Origin of the sequence: Actinomadura hibisca NBRC 15177, from assembly GCF_001552635.1 — a bacterium.
Classification (GTDB): domain Bacteria; phylum Actinomycetota; class Actinomycetes; order Streptosporangiales; family Streptosporangiaceae; genus Spirillospora; species Spirillospora hibisca.
On record NZ_BCRO01000062.1, the window covers coordinates 1 to 22,671 of the forward strand.

The 22,671-nt window shown below is 72.4% G+C and carries 19 protein-coding genes and 3 tRNA genes; 16 read left to right on the forward strand and 6 right to left on the reverse strand.

Annotation, left to right across the window (positions count from 1 at the left end; all coding sequences use genetic code 11):
- Positions 1-637: 637 nt before the first annotated feature.
- Positions 638-1,321, reverse strand: a complete 684-nt coding sequence (locus AH6_RS26990) for a hypothetical protein (protein ID WP_157431743.1) — start codon at positions 1,319-1,321, stop codon at positions 638-640.
- Between the two features lie 491 nt (positions 1,322-1,812).
- Between AH6_RS26990 and AH6_RS26995 the strand changes: the two genes are divergently transcribed.
- On the forward strand, positions 1,813-2,694 hold the full coding sequence (locus AH6_RS26995) for a helix-turn-helix domain-containing protein (protein WP_067485338.1): 882 nt from the start codon (positions 1,813-1,815) through the stop codon (positions 2,692-2,694).
- Between the two features lie 221 nt (positions 2,695-2,915).
- Positions 2,916-3,122: a DUF397 domain-containing protein gene (locus tag AH6_RS27000; protein ID WP_067485341.1), complete on the forward strand. Its 207-nt coding sequence runs from the start codon at positions 2,916-2,918 to the stop codon at positions 3,120-3,122.
- Positions 3,123-3,179: 57 nt separating this feature from the next.
- On the opposite strand, the gene AH6_RS27005 is transcribed toward AH6_RS27000, so the two are convergent.
- Positions 3,180-4,079 (reverse strand): LysR substrate-binding domain-containing protein, encoded by a 900-nt coding sequence (locus AH6_RS27005; protein ID WP_067485344.1) that lies wholly within the window; start codon positions 4,077-4,079, stop codon positions 3,180-3,182.
- A gap of 83 nt (positions 4,080-4,162) precedes the next feature.
- On the opposite strand from AH6_RS27005, the gene AH6_RS27010 reads away from it, so the two are divergent.
- From AH6_RS27010 to AH6_RS27030, 5 genes are all read left to right on the forward strand, one after another.
- The gene (locus AH6_RS27010) at positions 4,163-5,248 is read left to right on the forward strand and encodes an EamA family transporter (protein WP_067485347.1); all 1,086 of its coding nucleotides are present in this window, start codon (positions 4,163-4,165) and stop codon (positions 5,246-5,248) included.
- Positions 5,223-6,419, forward strand: coding sequence for a homogentisate 1,2-dioxygenase (locus tag AH6_RS27015; protein ID WP_067485350.1), 1,197 nt, complete (start codon positions 5,223-5,225; stop codon positions 6,417-6,419). Before AH6_RS27010 ends, AH6_RS27015 begins: the two co-directional genes overlap by 26 nt.
- The gene (locus AH6_RS27020; RefSeq protein ID WP_245679487.1) at positions 6,416-7,246 is read left to right on the forward strand and encodes a hypothetical protein; all 831 of its coding nucleotides are present in this window, start codon (positions 6,416-6,418) and stop codon (positions 7,244-7,246) included. The genes AH6_RS27015 and AH6_RS27020 overlap by 4 nt, the downstream gene beginning before the upstream one ends.
- Positions 7,243-8,430: a fumarylacetoacetase gene (gene fahA / locus AH6_RS27025; RefSeq protein ID WP_067485353.1), complete on the forward strand. Its 1,188-nt coding sequence runs from the start codon at positions 7,243-7,245 to the stop codon at positions 8,428-8,430. Before AH6_RS27020 ends, fahA begins: the two co-directional genes overlap by 4 nt.
- A 68-nt stretch (positions 8,431-8,498) precedes the next feature.
- Positions 8,499-11,066, forward strand: coding sequence for a serine/threonine-protein kinase (locus AH6_RS27030; protein ID WP_067485357.1), 2,568 nt, complete (start codon positions 8,499-8,501; stop codon positions 11,064-11,066).
- On the opposite strand, the gene AH6_RS27035 is transcribed toward AH6_RS27030, so the two are convergent.
- The gene (locus AH6_RS27035; protein ID WP_067485360.1) at positions 11,059-12,702 is read right to left on the reverse strand and encodes an ABC-F family ATP-binding cassette domain-containing protein; all 1,644 of its coding nucleotides are present in this window, start codon (positions 12,700-12,702) and stop codon (positions 11,059-11,061) included. The two genes, AH6_RS27030 and AH6_RS27035, sit on opposite strands and share 8 nt — an antisense overlap.
- Before the next feature lie 45 nt (positions 12,703-12,747).
- Here AH6_RS27035 and AH6_RS27040 point away from each other — a divergent pair, with 45 nt between their 5' ends.
- The gene (locus AH6_RS27040; protein ID WP_157431744.1) at positions 12,748-13,872 is read left to right on the forward strand and encodes a methyltransferase; all 1,125 of its coding nucleotides are present in this window, start codon (positions 12,748-12,750) and stop codon (positions 13,870-13,872) included.
- Between the two features lie 152 nt (positions 13,873-14,024).
- On the opposite strand, the gene AH6_RS27045 is transcribed toward AH6_RS27040, so the two are convergent.
- The 3 genes from AH6_RS27045 to AH6_RS27055 all read right to left on the reverse strand — a co-directional run bounded on the left by AH6_RS27045 (position 14,025) and on the right by AH6_RS27055 (position 14,313).
- Positions 14,025-14,099, reverse strand: a tRNA-Val gene (locus AH6_RS27045).
- 33 nt (positions 14,100-14,132) lie between these two features.
- A tRNA-Cys gene (locus AH6_RS27050) sits at positions 14,133-14,203 on the reverse strand.
- A 38-nt stretch (positions 14,204-14,241) separates the two neighbouring features.
- Positions 14,242-14,313: transfer RNA gene (locus tag AH6_RS27055), tRNA-Gly, on the reverse strand.
- Positions 14,314-14,496: 183 nt separating this feature from the next.
- Between AH6_RS27055 and AH6_RS27060 the strand changes: the two genes are divergently transcribed.
- From AH6_RS27060 to AH6_RS27095, 8 genes are all read left to right on the forward strand, one after another.
- Complete coding sequence (locus tag AH6_RS27060) at positions 14,497-15,201, forward strand: ArsR/SmtB family transcription factor (protein WP_067485363.1); 705 nt, start codon at positions 14,497-14,499, stop codon at positions 15,199-15,201.
- 31 nt (positions 15,202-15,232) lie between these two features.
- The gene (locus AH6_RS27065) at positions 15,233-16,273 is read left to right on the forward strand and encodes a chorismate-binding protein (protein WP_067485366.1); all 1,041 of its coding nucleotides are present in this window, start codon (positions 15,233-15,235) and stop codon (positions 16,271-16,273) included.
- The gene (locus AH6_RS27070) at positions 16,209-17,060 is read left to right on the forward strand and encodes an aminotransferase class IV (RefSeq protein ID WP_245679488.1); all 852 of its coding nucleotides are present in this window, start codon (positions 16,209-16,211) and stop codon (positions 17,058-17,060) included. Before AH6_RS27065 ends, AH6_RS27070 begins: the two co-directional genes overlap by 65 nt.
- 80 nt (positions 17,061-17,140) lie before the next feature.
- Positions 17,141-18,565 carry an extracellular solute-binding protein gene (locus tag AH6_RS27075; RefSeq protein WP_245679489.1) on the forward strand — a complete coding sequence of 475 codons (1,425 nt, stop codon included), beginning with the start codon at positions 17,141-17,143 and terminating at the stop codon, positions 18,563-18,565.
- Positions 18,537-19,445, forward strand: a complete 909-nt coding sequence (locus tag AH6_RS27080) for a carbohydrate ABC transporter permease (RefSeq protein WP_067485369.1) — start codon at positions 18,537-18,539, stop codon at positions 19,443-19,445. The genes AH6_RS27075 and AH6_RS27080 overlap by 29 nt, the downstream gene beginning before the upstream one ends.
- Positions 19,442-20,263 (forward strand): carbohydrate ABC transporter permease, encoded by an 822-nt coding sequence (locus AH6_RS27085; protein ID WP_067485372.1) that lies wholly within the window; start codon positions 19,442-19,444, stop codon positions 20,261-20,263. Before AH6_RS27080 ends, AH6_RS27085 begins: the two co-directional genes overlap by 4 nt.
- A complete protein-coding gene (locus tag AH6_RS27090) occupies positions 20,263-21,351 on the forward strand; it encodes an ABC transporter ATP-binding protein (protein ID WP_067485375.1) in 1,089 nt (362 codons plus the stop codon). Before AH6_RS27085 ends, AH6_RS27090 begins: the two co-directional genes overlap by 1 nt.
- Before the next feature lie 121 nt (positions 21,352-21,472).
- Positions 21,473-22,669 (forward strand): CehA/McbA family metallohydrolase, encoded by a 1,197-nt coding sequence (locus AH6_RS27095; RefSeq protein WP_067485378.1) that lies wholly within the window; start codon positions 21,473-21,475, stop codon positions 22,667-22,669.
- Positions 22,670-22,671: the final 2 nt, after the last annotated feature.

The following is a 22,671-nucleotide window of genomic DNA, read 5'->3' on the forward strand; positions in this document are numbered from 1 at the left end:
ACGCTGCACCGACTCAGTCAGTGGGGGTCTACACAGGCCCACCCAACCCCAGCCCCGCGCGGGTTTCCCGCACTCGACCACCAACCTCGGCCCGCGCGGGGTTGCTCCAGATATCCAGCGACCCCAGCCCGTGCGGGTTTCCCGCACCCGACCACCCACCTCAACCCCGCGCCCCGCACCCAACCACCAACCCCTGCCCCGCGCGGGGTTGCTCCAGGCGCCCAGCAACCCCAGCCCATGCGGGTTTCCCGCACCCGACCACCCACCTCAACCCCGCGCCCCGCACCCAACCAACAACCCCTACCCCGCGCGGGGCTGCTCCAGGTGTCCAGCAACCCCAGCTCGTGCAGGTTTCCCGTACCCGAGCACCTACCTCAACCCCGCGCCCGCCATCCGACCACCAACCCCAGCCCGCGCGGGTTTGCTACAGATGCCCACCGGCCCTAGCACGTGCGGTTTTTCCGCACCCAACCCCGCGCCCCGCACTCCACACCCAACCACCAACCCCACCCCCGCACCGGACCCGCCTACCCCCTAAACCCACCCAAAACCGGCCACCAAGCGCCTCAACGCGCTGCTCACCCCGTAGTTCATGGCGGCCCGCACTCCACCAAAAGCAGGTGATGCGGGCCCGCCCTCATGAGGCCACGTGCAGGCCGGGCGCGGCTTCCCCGGGAGCCAGCCAGATCCATCCCCGTGTCCTGGTCTCCTTGCAGGCGACGTCCACCGCGCGGTAGCGCCCGGTGTCGGTCAGGCCGCTGTAGTCGGTCACGTCCCCGAACAGCTCGTCGGACGCGATCATGCCGAGGTCGCCGCCGGTGGCGTCCAGCATGGCGCGCAGCGCCGCCGAGTCCAGCAGCCGGAACAGGTGGTTCACCGACCGGCCCAGCACGCCGTAGGCGTCGCGGTGCACGTATCCGGTGTGCACCGCGACGCGCAGCCGCATCCGCAGCGGGTCGACGTACCACAGGTTGTCGCGCCGCAGCAGCGCGTGCAGGTGGTGCGCCAGCGGGTCCAGCAGCAGGTACGTCGGCACCTGCCGCGGCAGGATGATCAGGGCGCCGTCGCCCCGGTCCTCGCGGTGGGCGGCGTCCCAGGGCAGGCACGTCATCGCGAACGTGCTCTCCAGCAGCCGGTACAGCCGGTGCCGGAGCTCGCGCTGGACGCGCTCGTCCCGCTGCCGGGAGCCGAACGAGACGATGTCCACCGCCATCATCGAGGTGTGGGTCCGGACGGCCTCCCGCGCCGGTGCGGGGACGGCGGGGGAGGGCGGGACCGGCCACGCCGCCGGCGGGGGGTGGTCGGCGGGTTGCATTGTCATGGCACTTGAGGGCCTTCCTCTTCGGAACTGTGGGCATTGGCGCCCGCTGTTCCGATTATCCGATGGATTTCCCGGGCCCTCTGTTTTCGGCCATTGGGCGCGAAGCCATTTGCCGAGCGCAGTTCTGCCGTCCGGCAACCTGACAGGGTTCCGTTCATCCTGGAACAACGAGGTAACTGGCATTCGGGCAGTGGACGTGCTGCCTTCTGGCCACCGGGCACCTGGCCGAGTGCGAGCGGACGCCGTACGGAGTGGCCGATGGTGCCACCGGTGCCTCGCTGGGCGCATGTGCCGTCCACCGGACCGGTGGCCAGGTTCCGGAAAGGCGTCTGCGGGTTGCCTCCTGGCACTCTGCCAAGTCGCTGGGTCCGCCTCTGGCAATGTGCCACCTCGCTGATTTACCCTGTGCGCATGAAGGGCGGCCAACAGCGGAGTTGCGCCCCGCGGCGAGAGTCAGAAGTGATCTTTGCTCGTCGAGTAAAGGGGACGGCATGGTGGGGCCTTCCGAGTACGGTCCGGTGGTCCAGCGCGCGATCCTGACCAGCGAACTGCAACGGCTGCGCACCGAGAAGGGCCTGACGCAGGAACAGGTCGCCGCCGCCCTCGACTGGTCCACCTCCAAGCTGATCCGCATCGAGGGCGGCACCGTCGGCGTCTCCACCACCGACCTGCACGCGCTGCTGCGGCAGTACGGGATCCAGGACGGCGACCCGCGGATCGCCACGCTCACCCAGGTGGCCCGCGACGCGCGCCGGCGCGGCTGGTGGTCGTTGTACCGGCGGGAGACCAAGCCGGGCTACTTCCAGTACATCGGCTACGAGTCCGGGGCCTCGGTGATCCGCGTCTTCCAGGCGCTGCTGGTGCCCGGCCTGCTCCAGACCGAGGAGTACGCGAACGCCGTCACCGTCGAGGTCGTGCCCTTCCCGGCCGACCGCGAGGTGGTGGTGGAGATCCGGATGCGCCGCCAGGAGGAGCTGTTCACCCGGTCCGACCCGCCCCGGCTGATGGTGCTGCTCGACGAGGCCGTGCTGCGCCGCCAGGTCGGCGGCCAGACCGACCGCGGCGTCATGCCCCGGCAGTTGCGGCACCTGATCGAGATGGCCGACCGGCCCGAGGTGACGATCGAGGTCATCCCCTTCACCCAGGGCGCGCACTTCGGGCTGATGGGCGAGTTCATCCTGCTGGAGTTCGCCGATCCGCGGCTCTACGACGTGCTGCACCGGGAGCAGATCGGCTCGACCGACCTGACGGTGGCCGAGCGCGACACCCAGGTCACCGATTACCGGGCGGCCTTCGAGAACCTGCGCCAGCTCGCCCTGCCCGCCGACGAGTCGATCTCCTTTATCGAACAGGTCATCGACACGATGGACTGAGATTTTTCGACCTCTCGTCCTTTGTGCGAGGAAAAGATACCGGAGGGCGGATCGGCGAAGTCAAGACGGGCTCCGCATCCGGCTTGTAGTCTGTAATTTCCACTGAGCTTTTCGGAGTGCCTCCTGCGGCTGCTGTGACCGGTGTTATACGGTTCCGGAGTTGAAAAGTGCGCGTCGCGGAGGCCGGCTCGGTCACTCCGCACGCCGACTGTGGAGGTTCGATGGGCACGATCCGCGGCATTCGCTGGCGCAAGTCGTCATTCAGTGGTGACGGCGATTGTGTCGAGGTCGCGGCCACCACCTCCGCCGCTTTTCTCGTCCGCGACTCCAAGCTCGGCGACGCCGGAGAAGTCCTCAGCCTCTCCGGTCCCGAATGGGACGCCCTCCTGGGCGCGGTCCGCGCGGGGCTCGGCTTCCCCGGTCGCTGAATCAGGTCGGCCCGCGCCGCCCTCTGCTCGAAAGCGCCGTCCCCGGCGTGGGCGGCGCTAGTGCGGCGCGGCTGAGGCGCGGGCGGTGAGCAGGCCGGTCACCAGCGCCAGCGGCGGCCAGTCGAGGTGCCCCGGCCGGGCGACGGCGTACGACCGCAGCTCGACCGGCGGCGACTCCAGCGGCAGCAGGACGACCCCCGGCCGGACCGGCTGGCCGGCCGGCAGCAGGCCCACGCCCAGCCCCGCCACGATCATGTCCTGCACCAGGTCGAGGCTGTCGGCCTGGTGGGACAGCCGGGGCGTGAACCCGGCCAGCGAGGCGACGGTGCGGATGACCGTCTCGTCGGCGGTGTTGCGCGAGTTGACGATCCAGTCGCGGTCGGCGAAGCGTCCGAAGATCTCCGGGGTGCTCCCCTCGGCGGAAGCGGAGTCCGCGGGAACGCCGAGGCCCCAGCGCGTCGTCCACATCGGCACGACCTCCAGGGCCGGGTCGAAGGCGACCGGGGCCAGGGTGAAGTCGTAGACCAGCGCCAGGTCCACCTGGTCCTCGGCCAGCAGCGCCAGGGCCTCGTCGGGCTCGTGCTCGCGGATCAGGACCCGCACCCGCGCCCGCTCGGCCGCCAGCTCGGTGACGACCGGCAGCAGGTGGCCCCGGACGGCGGTGGCGAAGCCCGCGACCCGGACCGTGCCGTTGGGCTCGGCCTGCGGGCTCAGGTCCAGGCGCGCCGCCCGGACGGCGGCGAGGATCGTCACCGCGTGCTCGGCCAGCCGCCGCCCGGCCGGGGTGAGCCGCACGTTCCGGCCGACGGGCTCCACGAGCGCGACGCCCATCTCCCGGGACAGCGCGGCGATCTGCTGCGACACCGTCGAGGTCGTCGTGCCCGTGACGTCGGCCACAGCGCGCATCGACCCCAGCCGGGCCAGCTCGGCCAGCAACTCCAGCCTCCTGGTCTCCATGGCCCCATTGTTCATGATTCCTGAACGGATCATCAATGATCGGCACGTGGACAGCAACGATCGGCGAACCCTTTACTACGACGGTGAACTTCTCGAACCTCCCGGTCCCCGCCCGGTTCCGCGACGGAGCCGGCGGCGGGGCGACGATGGCCGTCGCGTCCATGTGGTGCGTCCAGCTCGGCCTGGGCCTGTCGGTGCACCTGCTCGACCGGCTCGGCCCGCTGGGCACCACCTGGCTGCGCCTGGTCTGGGCCGGGCTGCTGCTGTTGGTGCTGGTCAGGCCCCGGCTGTCGCGGTTCCGCCCGGCGGACCTGGCGATGTGCGCGCTGCTGGGCACGGCCACCGCCGGGATGATGGTGCTGTTCATGGCGGCGGCGGCCCGCATCCCGCTCGGCACCGCCAGCGCGCTGGAGTTCATGGGCCCGCTGGCCCTGTCGATGTTCGGGGCCAGGGGCGGACGCAGGATCTGGGCGGTCCTGGCGGCGGTGGGCGTCCTGCTGCTCACCGAGCCCTGGCACGCCGCCAACGACCCGCTGGGCATCGCGTTCGCCCTGGTGGCGGCGGTCTGCTGGGCCGCCTACATCCTGCTGACCCAGCGGGTCGGCGACCGCGTCACCGGCCTGCAGGGGCTGGCGGTGTCGATGGCGGTGGCGGCCCTGGTCACCACGCTGTTCGCCGCGCCCTCGTCGCTGGGCGGGGTGACCTGGCCGCTGCTGCTGGCCGGTCTGGGCCTGGCCTTCCTGCACCCGATCGTGCCGTTCAGCCTGGAGTTCCTGGCCCTGCGCCGCCTGACGGCCACGGCCTTCGGCACCCTGATGAGCCTGGAACCGGCCATCGCCCTGCTGGTGGGCATCGCCGTGCTGGGGCAGACGCCGGGCCTGGCGGCCACGGCGGGCGTCGCGTGCGTGGTGGCGGCCGGGGTCGGGGCCGTCCGCTCGGGAGCCCGGCCCGTCCCGCCCAGCGATCCCGCCGCAGCGCGGGACGGGGGTCTCGCCGTACGATCCGAAGAGATCGGGACGGTCCGCCCCGGCGCCCACATCGCCGCGGTCCCCGCGGACCCGGACCGGCCCGATCCGGCAGGGGCCCCGGCCCGTGCCCTCGGTGATCCCGAAACGACCGGCCCGACCAGGAAGGCAGACGACGATGGCGTACTACCAGCGCGTCGGTGACGTCCCGCCCAAGCGCCACACCCAGCACCGCACCCCCGACGGCGGCCTCTACTACGAGGAGCTGATGGGGGAGGAGGGCTTCTTCAGCGACTCCTCCCTGCTCTACCACCGCCACATCCCCTCGGCGATCGTGGACGCCACCGCCTGGGAGCTGCCCGACCAGGCCACCACGCCCAACCACCCGCTCAAGCCCCGCCACCTGAAGCTGCACGACCTGTTCGCCGAGCAGGACTGGAAGGGCCTGGACGCCGTCACCGGCCGCCGCCTGGTCCTCGGCAACGGCGACGTGCGCATCTCCTACGTCGCCGCCGGGGAGACCTCGCCGCTGTACCGCAACGGCATCGGCGACGAGTGCGTCTACATCGAGTCCGGCGAGGGCACCGTCGAGACCGTCTTCGGGACGCTGCCGGTCCGCCAGGGCGACTACGTCATCCTGCCGCGCGCCACCACCCACCGCTGGGTGCCGCAGGGCGACCAGCCGCTGCGCGCCTACTTCATCGAGGCCGAGTCGCACATCACGCCCGCCAAGCGGTACCTGTCGAAGTACGGCCAGCTCCTGGAGCACGCCCCCTACTGCGAGCGCGACCTGCACAGCCCGGCCGAGCCGTTCCTCGCCGAGGGCACCGACGTGGAGGTGCTGGTCAAGCACCGCGACCGCACCGGCGTCGTCGGCACCCGGTACGTGTACCCGCACCACCCGTTCGACGTGGTCGGCTGGGACGGCTGCCTGTACCCCTACACCTTCAACATCTCCGACTACGAGCCCATCACCGGCCGCGTGCACCAGCCGCCGCCCGCGCACCAGGTGTTCGAGGGCCGCAACTTCGTCGTCTGCAACTTCGTGCCGCGCAAGGTGGACTACCACCCGCTGTCGATCCCGGTGCCCTACTACCACTCCAACGTGGACTCCGACGAGGTCATGTTCTACTGCGGCGGCGACTACGAGGCCCGCAAGGGCTCGGGCATCGGCCAAGGCTCGATCTCGCTGCACCCCGGCGGCCACGCCCACGGCCCGCAGCCCGGCGCGTACGAGCGCAGCATCGGCGCCGAGTTCTTCGACGAGCTGGCCGTCATGGTCGACACCTTCCGCCCCCTGGAGATCGGCGAGGGCGGCCACGCCTCCGAGGACTCCGGCTACGCGTGGACCTGGGCGGGACGGGGCCCGGCGTGAGCGCCGCCCTGACGCCGGAGGACTTCCGGGGCTTCCTGCACGACGCCGCCATGTTCCCGCCCGGCGACCTGCCGCTGGAGAAGGCCGTCCCCGCCCACCTGGAGCACCAGCGCGCCTGGTACCGGAAGATGGTCTCGTTCCTGGTGGTCCCGGCCGCGCGCCTGGACGACCTGCCCGAGCTGCCCGACGGCGGGAGCGTCACCCTGTCGGTGACCTTCCCGCAGGGGCCGGACATGCTGGAGCAGGTGGTGACCCGCGTCGTGCCCGCGCCGGGCTACGACATCGAGGCGACGGAGATCGCCGTCCCCGAGGGCGTCACCCCCGAGGACCTGCTGTCGGTCGTGGACGAGGCCCTGCACCCCGGCGAGGTGACCGGCTACGTGGAGGTGCCGCGCGACGACCGCCGCGACGCCGTCCTTGACGTCCTGGCGGGCACCCGCTACGGCGCGAAGTTCCGCACCGGCGGCCTCACCCCCGAGGCGCACCCCTCCGAAGCGGAACTGGCCCACCTCATCCACGGGGCCGTCACGCGCGGCCTGTACTTCAAGTGCACCGCCGGGCTGCACCACGCCGTCCGCCACACCGACGGCGACCTGGAGCAGCACGGCTTCCTCAACGTGCTGCTGGCCACCGACGCCGCGCTCGACGGAGCGGGCCCCGCCGACCTCGCCGCGCTGCTGGCCGACCGCTCCCCGGCCTTCACCCTGGACGCCGCCCGGCTCACCGCCGTGCGCCGCGTCTTCCAGGGGATCGGCACGTGCAGCATCGCCGACCCGGTCAACGACCTGCTGGCCCTCGGCCTGATCGAAGGAAACCGAATCCCATGACCTGGCTCGACCTCCCCGCCGACACCCTGTTCGGCGTCGCGAACCTGCCCTACGGGGTGTACGCGCGCGGCGACGACGCCCCCCGCTGCGGCGTCCGCGTCGGCGACCACGTGCTGGACCTGGCCGCCGCGCTGGACGACGAGGTGTTCGCCGCGCCCACCCTCAACGGCTTCATGGCGCAGGGCCGCGCCCGCTGGAGCGCCGTGCGCGCCCGGCTCACCGACCTGCTGACCGACCCGGCCCACCGCGCCGCCGTCGAACCGCACCTGGTGCCGCTCGCCGACGTGGCGACCCGCCTGCCGTTCGAGGTCGGCGACTACGTCGACTTCTACGCCAGCGAGCACCACGCGGCCAACATCGGCCGCATGTTCCGGCCCGGCTCCGACCCGCTCACCCCCAACTGGAAGCACCTGCCGATCGGCTACCACGGCCGCTCGGGCACCGTCGTGCCGTCCGGCACCCCGATCGTGCGGCCGCAGGGCCAGCGCAAGGCCCCCGACCAGCCGTCGCCGACGTTCGGGCCGTCGCGCCGCCTGGACATCGAGGCCGAGGTCGGGTTCGTCGTCGGCACCGGCTCCCGCCTCGGCGACCCCGTCTCCCTGGACGACTTCGCCGACCACGTCTTCGGCGTCTGCCTGGTCAACGACTGGTCCTCGCGCGACCTCCAGGCGTGGGAGTACGTGCCGCTCGGCCCGTTCCTCGGCAAGTCCTTCGCCACCTCGGTCTCCCCGTGGATCGTGCCGCTGGAGGCGCTGGAGACCGCCCGCGTCGCCCCGCCGCCGCGCGACCACACCCTGCTGCCCTACCTGGCCGACACCGACAAGTGGGGCCTGGACCTGGCGCTGGAGGTGCGGCTGAACGGCCACGTCGTCGCGCGCCCGCCGTTCTCGGCCATGTACTGGACCCCGGCGCAGATGCTGGCGCACATGACCGTCAACGGCGCGTCGCTGCGCACCGGCGACCTGTACGCGTCCGGCACCGTCAGCGGCCCCGAGCCCGAGCAGCGCGGCTCGCTGATGGAGCTGGGCTGGGGCGGCAAGGAGCCGTTCACGCTGCCCGACGGCTCTTCCCGCAGCTTCCTTGAGGACGGCGACGAGGTGACGATCACCGCCACCGCGCCGGGCGCGGGCGGTTCCCGCATCGGCTTCGGCGAGGTCACCGGCCGGATCCTGCCCGCGCGCTGACCCGGCGAGGGCCCCGGGGCGGCGCACCCCGGGGCCCTTCTGTCGGTGGCCTTTGCCAGGATGACCCCATGGCCCCCTCCCGCCCCGTCGCCGACTGGCTCACCGACCACGAGACCACCTGCCGCCGGCAGGCCCAGCGCTGGATGCACGACCGCTGGCCCGTGCCGGTGTCGCTGCTGCACGTGTTGTGGCCCGACCCGGCGTGGCAGGCGGTGCTGCGCGGCACGATCGTCACCGCGCCGGGCCTGCCGGGCGCGCCGCTGAAGGAGATCGTCGCCGACGGCGCGCACGTGCACACCCCCGACGGCGTCGCGCACGTCGCGACCGCCCACCTGGTGTGGCCGCGCGCCCGGGACCTCCCCGAGGAGATCCAGAAGTTCGCCGCCGAGCTGGGCTACCAGGACTCCCTCGCCCAGTTCGCCAGCACCTATCCCGCCCGGACCAACCACCAGTACAAGCGGCGGTCGGAGTTCGACTGGGAGCGGTACCGGCGGCTCGACGTGGGCCTGGCCTCCGTCGGCCCCGAGACCGCCGACCGGATCGACGCCCCCGGCCACCCGGCCGAGCAGGCGGTGCGCGTCCGCGTCTACCGGCACCCGGAGCTGGGGGAGCGGCAGGTCATCGCGCTGCTGGCCGACACCGACGCGGCGGGCATGGACCTGGACGCCGCCGACGTCGGCTGCGCCCCGCCCGAGACAGGCCCTCCTGTCGCCGCCGCCACGCGTTACGCGCTGCTCGGCTACCCCGCCTGGGCGCTGGTGCACGACCCCGCCTCCAAGGTGGCGCTCGACGGCCACCGGGCGCTGAACGAGGCGCGCCGCACCGCCCTCACCGACCCCAAGGGCGCGCTGCGGCGGCTCCAGCGCTACGCCGAGACGAGCCTGCCCGCCGGGCACGCCCCCGCGTTCTGGTGGGAGGCGTCCAAGCGCGTCTTCTTCCCCACCCACTACTACTGGGACGACCACTGCGAGGGCGCCAAGCAGAGCCGCATCGCGTCGCGGGAAGCCTGCCGTCCCACCGGGCTGCTCGCCGACCTCGACCTCTGGTACGCGCTGGCCCGCGACGAGCACGCCGACCTCGTCGAGTGCTGCACGGCGCTGGCCCGGCGCGACGGCCCCGAGGCGGCGCACGACGCGTTCCGGGAGGTGGCGCTGCGCCGGATGTGGGGCGCGGTGCCGTTCAAGGAGCTGCGCGCGTTCGCCGAGGCGGCGGGCCGGGCCGGCGTCGGGCAGGACGCGCTGGACCTGGGCTTCCACGCCCGGCACCACGGCGAGGTGTTCCTGATCGCCGACGCCACGCTCAAGGCGCGGCGCAAGGCGTTCGTGCGGCTGGCGCAGACCGACGACGTGAGCCTGCGCATCCTGTTCGGCGACCCGTACCAGCTCATGGTGCTGGCCCGCACGGGCGTGCTCGCCTCGCTGCTGAAGGACGCGCAGGTCGTCGCGCGGCTGCGGGACGGGGTGTTGTGGCCCGGCTCCACACCCTCCGAATGGCTGGACCGCCATTACAGCGAGAACCTGCGGTCGGTCGAGGTGCACGCGGCCTGCCTCGACCTGCTGGCCTTCCTCGCGCCCACCCTCGTCGAGGACGGGCGCGGCATCGACCTGCGCGGCCCCAGCGCGCTGAACGCGCTGGACGTCGCCTGCGAACACGGCATCCCGCTGTCGCATCCGGTGCGGGAAGTGAACCTCGCGACCTGGCTCCGGAGCAAGCCCGACGTGCGCCGCCCCCTGACGCACGTGGCGTCCGACCCGCGCTGCCGCGAAGCGCTCCTGCACTCCATCAAGAACTTCGAGGACGCACACCGCCTCCTGGATTTCCCGGCCCTCGCCCCCTTGGTCGCCGAAGCACACCCAGAATTGGCCGACAGCGTGGGCAGCCCCTCCGACGCGGCACTACGCCAAGCACTGGAATGCTTCGGCGTCGTATCAAGGACCCTTCCCGACGACCGGATCTCCACCCTGCGATCCATGCGAGCGGCGGCGGCCCGGCTCCGCAACGAGGACGCCGAGCCCTCCGCCACCCCCGCCGTGCACTGGGCACTACTGGCCGACAACCTGGGCGCGCTGGCCGTCCGCGCCGCGTCCCCCGCCACCCCCGACGCCGAGCGGGCAACCCTGACGGAATTCCTGGAGCAGTGGGCGGAGATCCCGCTGCTCACCGACGGCTGGCGCTGCGGAACCGAGCCCGGCGACGATGCCGTCCCGCTCTACGAATGGGAGGGCGAGACCTGGTACGCGCACCGCACTGACACCGACCCGGGCTGGGGCACCCCCGAACGCCTCACGGCCTTCACCCGCGCCCTCGCCGCAAACGGCCCGCTGCGCTGGAACAAGAACGCCCAGGAGGAGGCCGCCCGCCTCGACCTGGGCGACGCGCCCGAACCCACCGCCACGCTGCTGCTCGGCGGCCTGCCGAGCCTCACCGCAGACGGCGGCCTGCCCGCCGACCAGCGCAAAGCCCTGAAACTCAAGACCGACGGCGTCAACACCGCGCGCCGCCGCCTGGCCGCACTCGACGCCCCGACCCGCCTGCGGCTGTGCGCGGCCGTCCCGCCGCCCGACCCGGCCTCCTGGTGGGGCCGCGACGGCTGGACGGGCGCGGCCGACCGCGTCGCCGCCCGGCTGGTCAGCTGAGCGCCGAGTCCACGACCCGCCCGGCGGCGACGCGCAGCCGCCGGGTGGTGTGGACCGCCTCCAGCATGCGCCGGTCGTGGGTGACCAGGAGCAGCGTGCCGGTGTAGGAGTCGAGCGCCGACTCCAGCTGCTCGATGGCGGGCAGGTCCAGATGGTTGGTGGGCTCGTCGAGCACCAGCAGGTTGACGCCCCGGGCCTGCAACAACGCCAGCGCGGCCCGCGTGCGCTCACCGGGCGACAACGTCGCGGCGGGCCGCAGCACGTGATCGGCGCGCAGCCCGAACTTGGCCAGCAGGGTCCGGGCATCCGCCGGAAGCAGGTCGGCCGCCGCACTGAAAGCGTCCAGCAGCGGCTCATCCCCGAGAAAGAGCCCCCGAGCCTGATCGACCTCACCCACGACCACACCAGCCCCAAGCGCCCCGTCCCCTCCGTCCAAGGGAACCCGCCCCAGCAACGCCCCCAACAGCGTGGTCTTACCAGCCCCGTTAGCGCCGGTGATGGCGACCCGCTCGGCCCACCCGATCTCCAGGTCCACCGGCCCCAGCGTGAACGACCCGCGCCGCACCACCGCGTCCCGCAGCGTCGCCACCACCGCGCCCGAGCGGGGCGCGGCGGCGATCTCCATCCGCAACTCCCACTCCTTGCGCGGCTCGGCCACCACCTCCAGCCGCTCGATGGCCTTCTCGGTCTGCCGCGCCTTGGCGGCCTGCTTCTCGCTGGCCTCCGACCGGAACTTGCGGCCGATCTTGTCGTTGTCCCCGGCCTTCCGGCGGGCGTTCTTGACGCCCTTGTCCATCCACGACCGCTGCATCCGGCCCCGGTCCTGCAAGGTGGACAGCTTGTCGGCGTACTCCTCGTAGTCGGCGCGCGCGTGCCGCCGGGCGACCTCGCGCTCAGCCAGATAAGCCGCGTAGCCGCCGCCGTAATGATTGATCTGCCCCTGAGCGAGATCAAGCTCCAGCACTCGCGTCACGGTCCGTGTCAGGAACTCCCGGTCGTGGCTGACCACAACAACCCCGGCCCGCAACCCGGCGACGAACCGCTCCAGCCGCTCCAGCCCGTCGAGGTCCAGGTCGTTGGTGGGCTCGTCCAGCAGGAAGACGTCGTACCGGCTCAGCAGCAGCGACGCGAGCCCGGCCCGCGCGGCCTGCCCGCCCGACAACGACGTCATGGGCTGCTGGAGATCGACCGCGAGCCCCAGTTCGTCGGCGACCTCCCCGGCCCGCTCCTCAAGATCGGCCCCACCCAGCGCGAGCCACCGCTCCAGAGCCTCGGCATAGGCGTCATCAGCACCCTCAACACCGTCCACAAGCCCCTGAGTAGCGGCGTCCAATCGCTCCTGCGCGAGCGCAACCCCAGTACGCCGCCCGAGAAAACCGGCGACGGTCTCCCCAGAACGCCGCTCAGGCTCCTGCGGCAGATACCCGACGACAGCAGAAGGCGGACTGAGCCGGACACTCCCGGCCTCAGTCGTCCCGACCCCGGCCAGAAGCTTCAACAACGTGGACTTCCCAGCCCCATTGGGCCCGACCAGTCCGACAACGTCCTCAGGCGCGACAACAAGATCGAGCCCGGAGAACAGGGCACGGTCCCCATGCCCGGCGGCGAGGTCCTTGACGACGAGAGTGGCGCTCATAGGGCCACAACGCTACCGCCCACCTGCGGATAGCCTGAGCGGACCATGGACGATCTGGTGACGCCGCAGGGCACCTTCCGCCTGACCCGCTACCCCCAGGACCCGCGCGACCGCCTCCGCGCCTGGGACGCCGCCGACGAGTACGCCCTACGGCACCTGGCCGAAACCGACATCTCCGGCACCACGGTGATCGTCGGCGACCGCTGGGGAGCCCTGACGACGGCCCTGGCGGCCCACACCCCCACTCAGATCACCGACTCCTACCTGGCCCAACAGGCAACAACCCGCAACCTGAAAACCGCAGGCACAACCGCAACCACCCTCCTGACCACCCAAGACGAGCCCCCCACCCGCATAGACACCCTCCTGGTCCGCGTCCCCAAAAGCCTGGCCCTCCTGGAAGACCAACTCCGCCGCCTGGCCCCGTCCCTCCACGAGAACAGCACAGTGCTGGGCACCGGCATGGCCAAGGAGATCCACACCTCCACCCTGCGCCTGTTCGAGGAGATCATCGGCCCGACCCGGACCTCCCTGGCGGCGAAGAAGGCCCGCCTGATCTTCAGCACCCCGGACCCGGCCCTCCCTCACCCCCCAAGCCCATGGCCGCTGACCTACACGCTGCCCCCCGACGCGGGCCCCATGGCAGCCCGCCCCGTGACCAACCACGCAGGCGTCTTCTCCGCCGACCACCTGGACATCGGCACCCGCTTCTTCCTGGAAAACCTGCCGACCGGCGACTACGGCCACATCATCGACCTGGGCTGCGGCAACGGCGTTGTGGGCACCGCAGCAGCCCTACTGCACCCCAACGCCGACATCCTCTTCACCGACGAGTCGTTCCAGGCGATCGCCTCGGCCAAAGCGACCTTCGCCGCGAACGCACCCAACAAGGCGACCTTCCAAGCAGGCGACGCCCTGACGGACGTCCCGCCCCGCTCGGTGGACCTGATCCTGAACAACCCGCCCTTCCACACCCATCAGGCGATGGGCGACGCGACGGCCTGGCGCATGTTCACCGGAGCCCGCGACGCCCTGACCAAGGGCGGCGAACTGTGGGTGGTGGGCAACCGCCACCTGGGCTACCACGTGAAACTGCGCCGCATCTTCGGCAACTGCCGCACCATGGCCTCCAACCCGAAATTCGTCATCCTCCGCGCCATCCGCCGCTGACCTCAAAACCCCAGGTCTGTGGAAGGGAACTCCAACTTGCGAGAGAACGCAGCCGACGCGATCCCCTATCTTGGCGTGCTGCTTGAGAAACCGGTCAAAGGGCGTCAGAAACGACGAAACCCCCAGGTCGATGACCTGGGGGTTTCCTATGATGGTGGGCGATACTGGGATTGAACCAGTGACCTCTACCGTGTCAAGGTAGCGCTCTCCCACTGAGCTAATCGCCCGTGACGTCGCCCCGTCAGGGGGTTCGCACGTTGAGGTGGAGACGGGATTTGAACCCGTGTACACGGCTTTGCAGGCCGTTGCCTCGCCTCTCGGCCACTCCACCGAGCGAGACCTTTGCTGCAAAGCCTGAAGGCCCCTCAGAGCGGAAGACGGGATTTGAACCCGCGACCCTCACCTTGGCAAGGTGATGCTCTACCACTGAGCCACTTCCGCGTGCCCTCCGCGCTGTCCCGGCCCTTCCGGGCGGTCCCTCGCGGCGACAGGGAAAACACTAGCGCGAGAACGCCGGGTGGCCAAACCGGGTTTCGGCGCGTGGGGCGAGTCGGCGTGTTTGCGCTGGTCTGCCGGGCGGAGGCTTCGACGGCGGTCGAAACGTCGGCCGTCTAGGGTCGGGGCATGTCCGACACCTACCGGGCGGATTTCGCGCCGGTCGCCGCGCTGCTGGCCGACCGGGCGCGCGCCGCGATGCTCACCGCGCTGATGGACGGCCGCCCGCTGGCCGCCGGGGAACTGGCCCGGGTCGCCGGGATCAGCGCGCAGACCGCCAGCTCCCACCTGGGCAAGCTCCTGGACGGCGGCCTGCTCGCCGTCGTCCGGCAGGGGCGGCACCGCTACTACCGGCTGGCCGGGCCCGAGATCGCCGAGGTCGTCGAGGCGCTGATGCGCGTCAGCCCGCCCGTCCCGGTGCGCAGCCTGCGCCAGTCGGGCGAGGCCCGGCGGCTGCGCGCCGCGCGCACCTGCTACGACCACCTCGCGGGCGCGGTCGGGGTCGCGCTGTGCGCGGCCCTGCTGGACCAGGGGCTGATCGAGGAGGACGGCGACCGGTACGCCGTGACCAGCAAGGGGGAAGAGGTCCTGGGTGAGCTGGGTGTTCCGATCGCTGACCTGCGCAAAGGGCGGCGCAAGTTCGCCGGGCCCTGCCTGGACTGGACCGAGCGCGCCCCTCACCTCAGCGGCGCGCTGGGCGCGGCGCTGACCGGCCGGATGATCGAGCTGGGCTGGTTCGAGCGCGGCGGCGGCAGGCGCGGCCTGGTCCTCACCGACGCGGGGCTGCGCGGCCTCGCCGACGCGTTCGGCTGTATCCCCGCCCCGGCCGCCTGACCGGCCCCGGGCAGGCGGCACACTGGACGGCATGAACGAGCCGTTCGCGCACGTCGGCGGGATGCTGGCCACCGGCCTCGCCGACGTCACCAGCGACCCCGCGGCGCTGGACTCGCGCGGCTGGTGGGCCGTCCTGGTCACCTACGAGGGCAAGGTGACCTGCGCGCGGTTCGAGCACGTGCGGCCCGCCCCGCACCCCGACGGCCCCTGGAGCGCCCCGGGGGAGTGGGACACCTCCCTGGACGAGGCCGCCTACGTGCGCGGCGTCGAGCGCATCCGCGCCGCCATCGCCGACGGCGTCGTCTACCAGGCCAACCTGTGCCGCATCCTGTCCGCCCCGCTCGGGCGGCACGCCGACATCGCGGGCCTGGGCGCCCGCCTCGCCCGAGGCAACCCCGCGCCCTACGCGATGACGCTGCGGCTGCCCGGCGTCGAGATCGCCTCGGCGTCCCCGGAGCTGTACCTGTCGCGCGACGGCGACGTGGTGGAGTCGCGCCCCATCAAGGGCACCGGCCGCACCGCCGCCGACCTGCTGCCCAAGGACCACGCCGAGAACGTCATGATCGTGGATCTGGTCCGCAACGACCTGGGGCGCGTCGCGGCCACCGGCTCGGTCGTCGTGCCGGACCTGTGCGCGGTCGAACCCCACCCCGGCCTGGTGCACCTCGTCTCGACGGTCCGCGCCCGGCTCGCGCCCGCGCAGGGCTGGCCGGAGCTGCTGGCGGCGACGTTTCCTCCCGGTTCGGTGACCGGTGCGCCCAAGTCCAGCGCCCTGACCTTGCTCGATGAACTCGAACCGGTCCCGCGCGGCCCGTACTGTGGGGCCATCGGCTGGGTGGACGCGGACTCCCGGCGCGGCGCCCTGGCGGTCGGCATCCGGACCTTCTGGGCCGAGCACCGCCGACTGCTGTTCGGCGCGGGCGCCGGCATCACCTGGGGGTCCGATCCGCTCCGCGAATGGCACGAGACCGGGCTGAAGGCGGCCCGGCTTTTGGAGGTGGCTTCCGGTGGCGGCGGCGCAGGACAAGGCGCAGGGCAAGGTGTGGGTCAACGGCGAACTGCTCGACCCTGAGCACGCGACGGTGTCGGTGTTCGACCACGGCGTGATCGTGGGCGACGGCGTCTTCGAGACGGTGAAGGCGACCGGCGGCGAACCGTTCGCGCTCACCCGGCACCTGCGGCGGCTCGCCCGCTCGGCGGCCGGGCTCGGGATCGCCGCCCCCGACGAGGACGCGATCGCGCACGGCGTGCTGGAGGTGCTGGCCGCCGCGCCCAGGTGGCCGCTGGCCCGCGTCCGCATCACCTACACCAGCGGCGTCGGCCCGCTCGGCTCCGACCGGGGCCGCCAGGGCGGCACCGCCGTGGTCGCCGTCGCCGAGCAGACCCCGTTCCCGCCCACCGGCGACGTCACCGTCGTGCCGTGGCCGCGCAACGAGCGCGGCGCGCTCAGCGGCCTGAAGACCACCTCCTACGCCGACAACGCGCTCGCGCTGGCCTACGCCAAGGAGCGCGGCGGCGGCGAGGCCATCTTCGGCAACCTCGCCGGGAACCTGTGCGAGGGCACCGGCAGCAACGTGTTCCTGGTGCTCGACGGCCGCCTGGTCACGCCCACGCTGGCGTCGGGCTGCCTGGCAGGCGTCACCCGCGCGCTGGTGCTGGAGTGGTTCGGCGCCGAGGAGCGCGACGTGCCGCTCGGCGAGCTGTACCGGGCCGAGGAGGCGTTCCTGACCTCCACCACCCGCGACGTGCAGCCCATCGCGACCGTCGACCAGACCGTGCTGCCGGCCGCGCCCGGCCCGGTCACCGCCAAGGCCATGGAGGTCTTCGCGGCCCGCTCGGCCGAGCTGATGGACCCCTGATCGCAGGCCCGCACCCCGGAAGGTCTTTACGGGCCCCGTCTCGTGGGTCACGTTAGCGGTGATGCTCCTAGGAGGTCACCGTGGACCACTCCCGACTGCGGACCCTCACCGGGCCCCGCGCCGTCTGGCCGGCCGCGCTCGCCCTCGCGGGCGCGGCCCTCGCCGGATGCGGCGGCGGCCCCTCCACCGACACCGGCCGGGGCGCGAACGCCAAGAACGTCTCCCTGGTCGTCACCCGCAACGCCATCGAGGGCGGCAAGAACTCCGCCGAGGCCGAATGGATCACCAGGACGGTGATCCCGAGGTTCGTCGCCGCGCAGAAGGCCAAGGGCGTCACCGCCAAGGTGACCTTCCGCGGCTCCGGCGTGGACGACGAGCCGTACAAGACCCGCCTCGCGCTCGACCTGAAGTCGCGGTCCGGCGCCGACATCATCGACATCGACGGCATCTGGGTCGGCGAGTTCGCCCAGGCCGGGTACATCCGGCCGCTGGGCGAGGTCGTCGGCGGCAAGGCCGACACCTGGGACGGGTGGGCGCAGATCCCCAAGGCCGTCCAGGGGCTCGGCTCGTTCGACGGCAAGCGCTACGGTATCCCGTCCGGGACCGACGGCCGCGTGTTGTTCTTCAACAAGAAGCTGTTCGCGCGGGCCGGGCTTCCGGCGGACTGGCAGCCCAAGAGCTGGGCCGACCTGCTGACGGCCGGGCGCGCGCTGAAGAAGGTCCCCGGCGTCACCCCGATCCAGCTCAACGCGGGCACCCCCAGCGGCGAGGCCACCACCATGCAGGGCGTGCTGCCGCTGCTGGCCGGGGCGGGCGCGGAGATCTACTCCGGCGGCAAGTGGACCGGCGGCGGGACGGCGCTCAAGCAGGTCCTCGGCCTGTACTCGACCGTCTACCGGGAGGGGCTGGGCGACCCCAGGCTCCAGCAGGAGGCCAAGGGGCGCGACAAGTCGTTCGCCGAGTTCGCCAAGGGCCGCATCGGCGTCCTGGCCGAGAGCGACTACTTCTGGCGCGACGTGGTCAACCCCAAGACCGGCGTCGCCAAGATGCCGACGCGCGACCAGGACGTCGGGTACGCGCTGATCCCGGCCGTCGAGCCGGGCAAGGGCGTGCGCGGGCAGTCGTTCGTCAGCATGTCCGGCGGCCCGACGACCGTGCTGAACCCCAGCACCAAGTACCCGCAGCAGGCGTTCGAGCTGCTGACGTTCATGAACTCGCCGGAGATGCACCGGGCCCGCACCGCCGGAACCCCCGAGATCACCTCCCGGACCGACGTCAACAAACAAATCCTGTCGGGTGACCCGCTGCTGGGCTTCATCGCCGACAAGGTGCTGCCGATCACCTCCTACCGGCCGGGCCTCGCCGCCTACCCGCAGGTCTCCACCGCGTTGCAGGAGGCGACGGCGGGCGTGGTGTCGGGCCGCACGCCCGACGAGGCCGCCGCGCAGTACACGAAGAAGCTGGAAGGGATCGTCGGTGGCGCCGGCAACGTCACCACGCAGTAGCAGCTACGCCGACGACGCCGCCGGGCTCGGCAGGGGCCGCGCGGCGGCGTTCGTCGCGCCCGCGCTGGTGCTGGTCGCGGTGTTCCTGGTGTTCCCGGCGTTGTGGACGCTGTACCTCGGCACCACCGACTACCGGCTGACGGGCGTGGCCGCGAGCAGGCCCCAGTTCGTCGGGACCGACAACTACACCACCGTGCTCGGCGACGGGGAGTTCCACCGCTCGTTGTGGCTGACCGCGCAGTTCGTGCTCGGGTCGGCGATCGTCGGGCAGACGGTGCTGGGGTTCGCGCTGGCGTGGACGCTGCGCGACCGCACCGGCCCGTTGCGGCGGCTGGTGGAGGGGCTGGTGCTGCTGGCGTGGATCCTGCCCGGCTCGGTGATCGCGTTCCTGTGGATCGCGCTGCTGGACCGCGACGCCGGGACGCTGAACGCGCTGCTCGGCACGCCCGGTACCGCGTGGTTGCTGGACCATCCGATGGCGTGCGTCGTGGTGTTCAACGTCTGGCGCGGCACCGCGTTCTCGATGATGCTCTACGGCGCGGCGCTCGGGAACGTTCCGCCGTCGCACCTGGAGACCGCGCGGCTGGCGGGCGCGTCCACCTGGCAGACGTTGCGCGACGCGGTGCTGCCGCGCATCCGGGGGCACGTGCTGACGAGCCTGCTGCTGGTCAGCCTGTGGACCTTCAACGACTTCACGCCGTTCCTCATCACCGCCGGAGGCCCCGACCACCGCTCGGAGATCCTGTCGGTCTACGTCTACCGCACCGCGCTCGGCGACGGGCGGCTCGGCTTCGGCGCGGCCGTCTCGCTCATCATGATCCTCGTCAACCTGGTGATCGCGCTGCTGTACCTGCGCGCGCTGCGCGGGCGGTCCGCGTGACGGCCCGCACGCTGCTGCGCCGCATCGGCCTCGCGACGTTCCTGTCAGCGGTGCTGGGCTTCTTCGCGCTGCCGCTGCTGTGGCTGGCGTCGGCCCCCTTCGACGCCAGCCCCGAGATCACCGCGTCGGTGCCGGAGTTCACCCTGCGCAACTTCCGCGTGCTGCTGGACAACCCCTACGCGCTCGCCTCGCTGCGCAACTCGGCGCTGCTGGCGGCCGGGACCGCCGCACTGGTGGTGACGAGCGCGGCGCTGGCGGCGTACGCGCTCAGCCGGGTGCGGGTGCCCGGCCGCGACGCGCTGCTGTACCTGCTGCTCCTGCTGTCGTCGATCATCACCGGGACGGCGGCGATGGTGCCGGTGTTCCTGCTGGCCTTCAACCTGCACCTGATCGACTCCCGGCTCGGCGTCGTCCTGGTGCTGACCGGCGGCCTGCTGCCCACCGCGATCTTCATCCTCAAGGACTTCACCGACGCGACCCCGCCCTCCTACGAGGAGGCCGCCCGGGTGTTCGGCGCGACCCCGCTCCAGGTGTTGCGGCACGTGGTCGCGCCGGTGATCCGGCCGGGCCTCGCGACGGTCGCGGTGTGGACGGTCGCGCAGGTGTGGGGCGACTTCCTGATGCCGTTCCTGCTGCTGCGCGACCCGGACAAGGCCCCGGCCGCGGTGGTCATGTACACCTTCTACACCGAGGGCGGCCAGCCGGACCTGCCGCTGATCTCGACGTTCTCGCTGCTGTACGCCCTGCCGGTGGTGGCGATGTACCTGCTGGTCAGCCGCCGCTACGGGATGCGCTTCCACGGAGGGATCAAACGCTGATGGCGGGCATAGCGCTGCGCGGGCTGACCAAGGACTACCCGGGCGGGGTGCGGGCGGTGGACGGCCTGGACCTCGACATCGCCGACGGGGCGTTCTTCGCGCTGCTGGGGCCGTCGGGCTGCGGCAAGACCACGCTGCTGCGCACCGTCGCGGGGCTGGAGACCGCGAGCGCCGGGACGGTGCGGATCGGCGACGCCGACGTGACGCGCGTCCCGCCGGGCCGTCGCGACGTGGGGATGGTGTTCCAGGACTACGCGCTGTTCCCGCACATGACGGTGGCCGACAACATCGCCTACCCGCTGCGGATCAAGAAGGTGGGCCGCGACGAGCGCCACGCGGCCGCCGGGGAGGTGGCGGCCGAACTGGGCCTGGGCACGCTGCTGGCGCGCCGTCCGGGGGAGTTGTCGGGCGGTCAGCAGCAGCGGGTGGCGCTGGCGCGGGCGATGGCGGCGCGACCGAAGGTGTTCCTGCTGGACGAGCCGCTGTCCAACCTGGACGCCCGGCTGCGGCTGGAGGCGCGTACGTTCCTGAAGCGCCTGCAACGCGAGCTGGGCGTGACGACCGTCTTCGTGACGCACGACCAGGCGGAGGCGCTGGCGATGGCCGACCGGATGGCGGTGATGCGCGACGGCCGGGTGGAACAGGTGGGAACACCCGCGGAGGTGTTCCGGCGCCCGGCGAACCTGTTCGTGGCGTCGTTCATCGGATCGACGCCGATGAACCTGCTGCCCGCGCGCGCCACGGCGGAAGGGATCGAGGCCGGGGGAGCGGTGCTGCCTCATCCCGCGCCGGGCGTGACGGACGGGGAGCTGGTGTACGGGGTGCGCCCGGAGTACCTGGACGGCTCGACGGAACCGGTGGAGGGCGCGTTCGAGGGCCGTGTCGCCGTGGTCGAGAACCTGGGTAGTACGTCACTGGTGACCATCGACACGGGGCGGTCCGACCGGGCGGGAGAGCTGGTGCACGTGGTGGTCGGCGAAGGCGAGGAACCCGAACCGGGGACAAGCCTGTGGGCCCGCCCTCGTCCGGGCCGCGCGCTGCTGTTCCGGGACGGGGAACTGGTGGGCGGACGGCTGGAAAAGACGTGACGGCGAGCGCAGCGGCAAAGGGGACGTCGAGCGCAGCGACAGGCAGGACGGCAAGCGGCCTGCTGTGCGGGATGTCGAGCAGACCGGCGTGCGGAGCGACATCCCCCAGGGAGGCTGCGTGATGGCCGAAGAGACCGTCCTCCGGGGCCGCTGGACGCTGGAGGACCGCGTGGCCGCGCCGCTGCGCGAGCTGCCGTTCGAAGTGCGGCCCGGCACCGCCGCGATCACCGTGCGACTCATCCACCAGGACGGCGTCATCGACCTGGGCTGCGCGGGACCGGACGGGTTCCGCGGCTGGTCAGGAGGCGCCCGCGACGAGTACACGATCACCACGGCATGGGCGACGCCCGGCTACCTGCCCGGCGAACCCGAACCCGGCGTCTGGCACGTCTGGCTCGGACTGCACCGCGTCCCGCCCGAAGGCGCGCCGTACGAGGTCACGATCACCACCTCCGACACCCCGCCGCCGACCCCGGCCGTCAAGCACCCGCCCGCCTCGTCCCGCCCGGCACGCCGCGACCTGCCCGCGCCCGCCGGAACGCGCTGGCTGGCCGGTGACCTGCACGCCCACACCGTGCACAGCGACGGGACGCTGACCGTGCCCGAGCTGGCCGCGCTCGCCGTCGCGCAGGGGCTGGACTTCCTGGCCGTCACCGACCACAACACCGTCAGCCACCACGCCGAGCTGCCCGCCGCGTCCCGCCGTCTGGGCGTGGCGCTGCTGCCGGGCCAGGAGGTCACCACCGACCTCGGGCACGCCAACGTGTTCGGCGACGTGGGCTGGGTGGACTTCCGCCGCCCGTCCGCCGACTGGGCCGCGCACGGCGGCCTGATGTCGATCAACCACCCGCTCGGCGGCGACTGCGCCTGGCGGCGGCCGATGCCGCCCGAGGCGCGCCCCCGGTTCGTCGAGGTGTGGCATTCCTCGTGGTGGGACCGCACGTGGGGCGCGCCGCTGTCGTGGGCGGAGTTGTGGCGTCCGGACGTCGTCCCGCTCGGCGGCAGCGACTTCCACGACCCCGCCCAGCACAAGACGCTGGGCGAACCCACCACCTGGGTGCTCGCCGAGGACGACTCACCCGACGCCGTGCTGGCCGCGATGGCGACGGGCCGGGTCGCGGTCTCGGCGGGCCGGAACGCGCCGGTGCTGCTGCGCGTGGACGACGAACTGCTCGCCCTGGACGCCGACGGCACGGTCCTGGTCCGCCCCGACGGCCGCCGCCACGCGATGCGCGGCGACCACGTCCGCCTGCCCGCCGCCCCGGGAGCCCACCACCTGGAGAGCGCCCGCAACGAGGTGATCGCCCTATGCGGCTGACC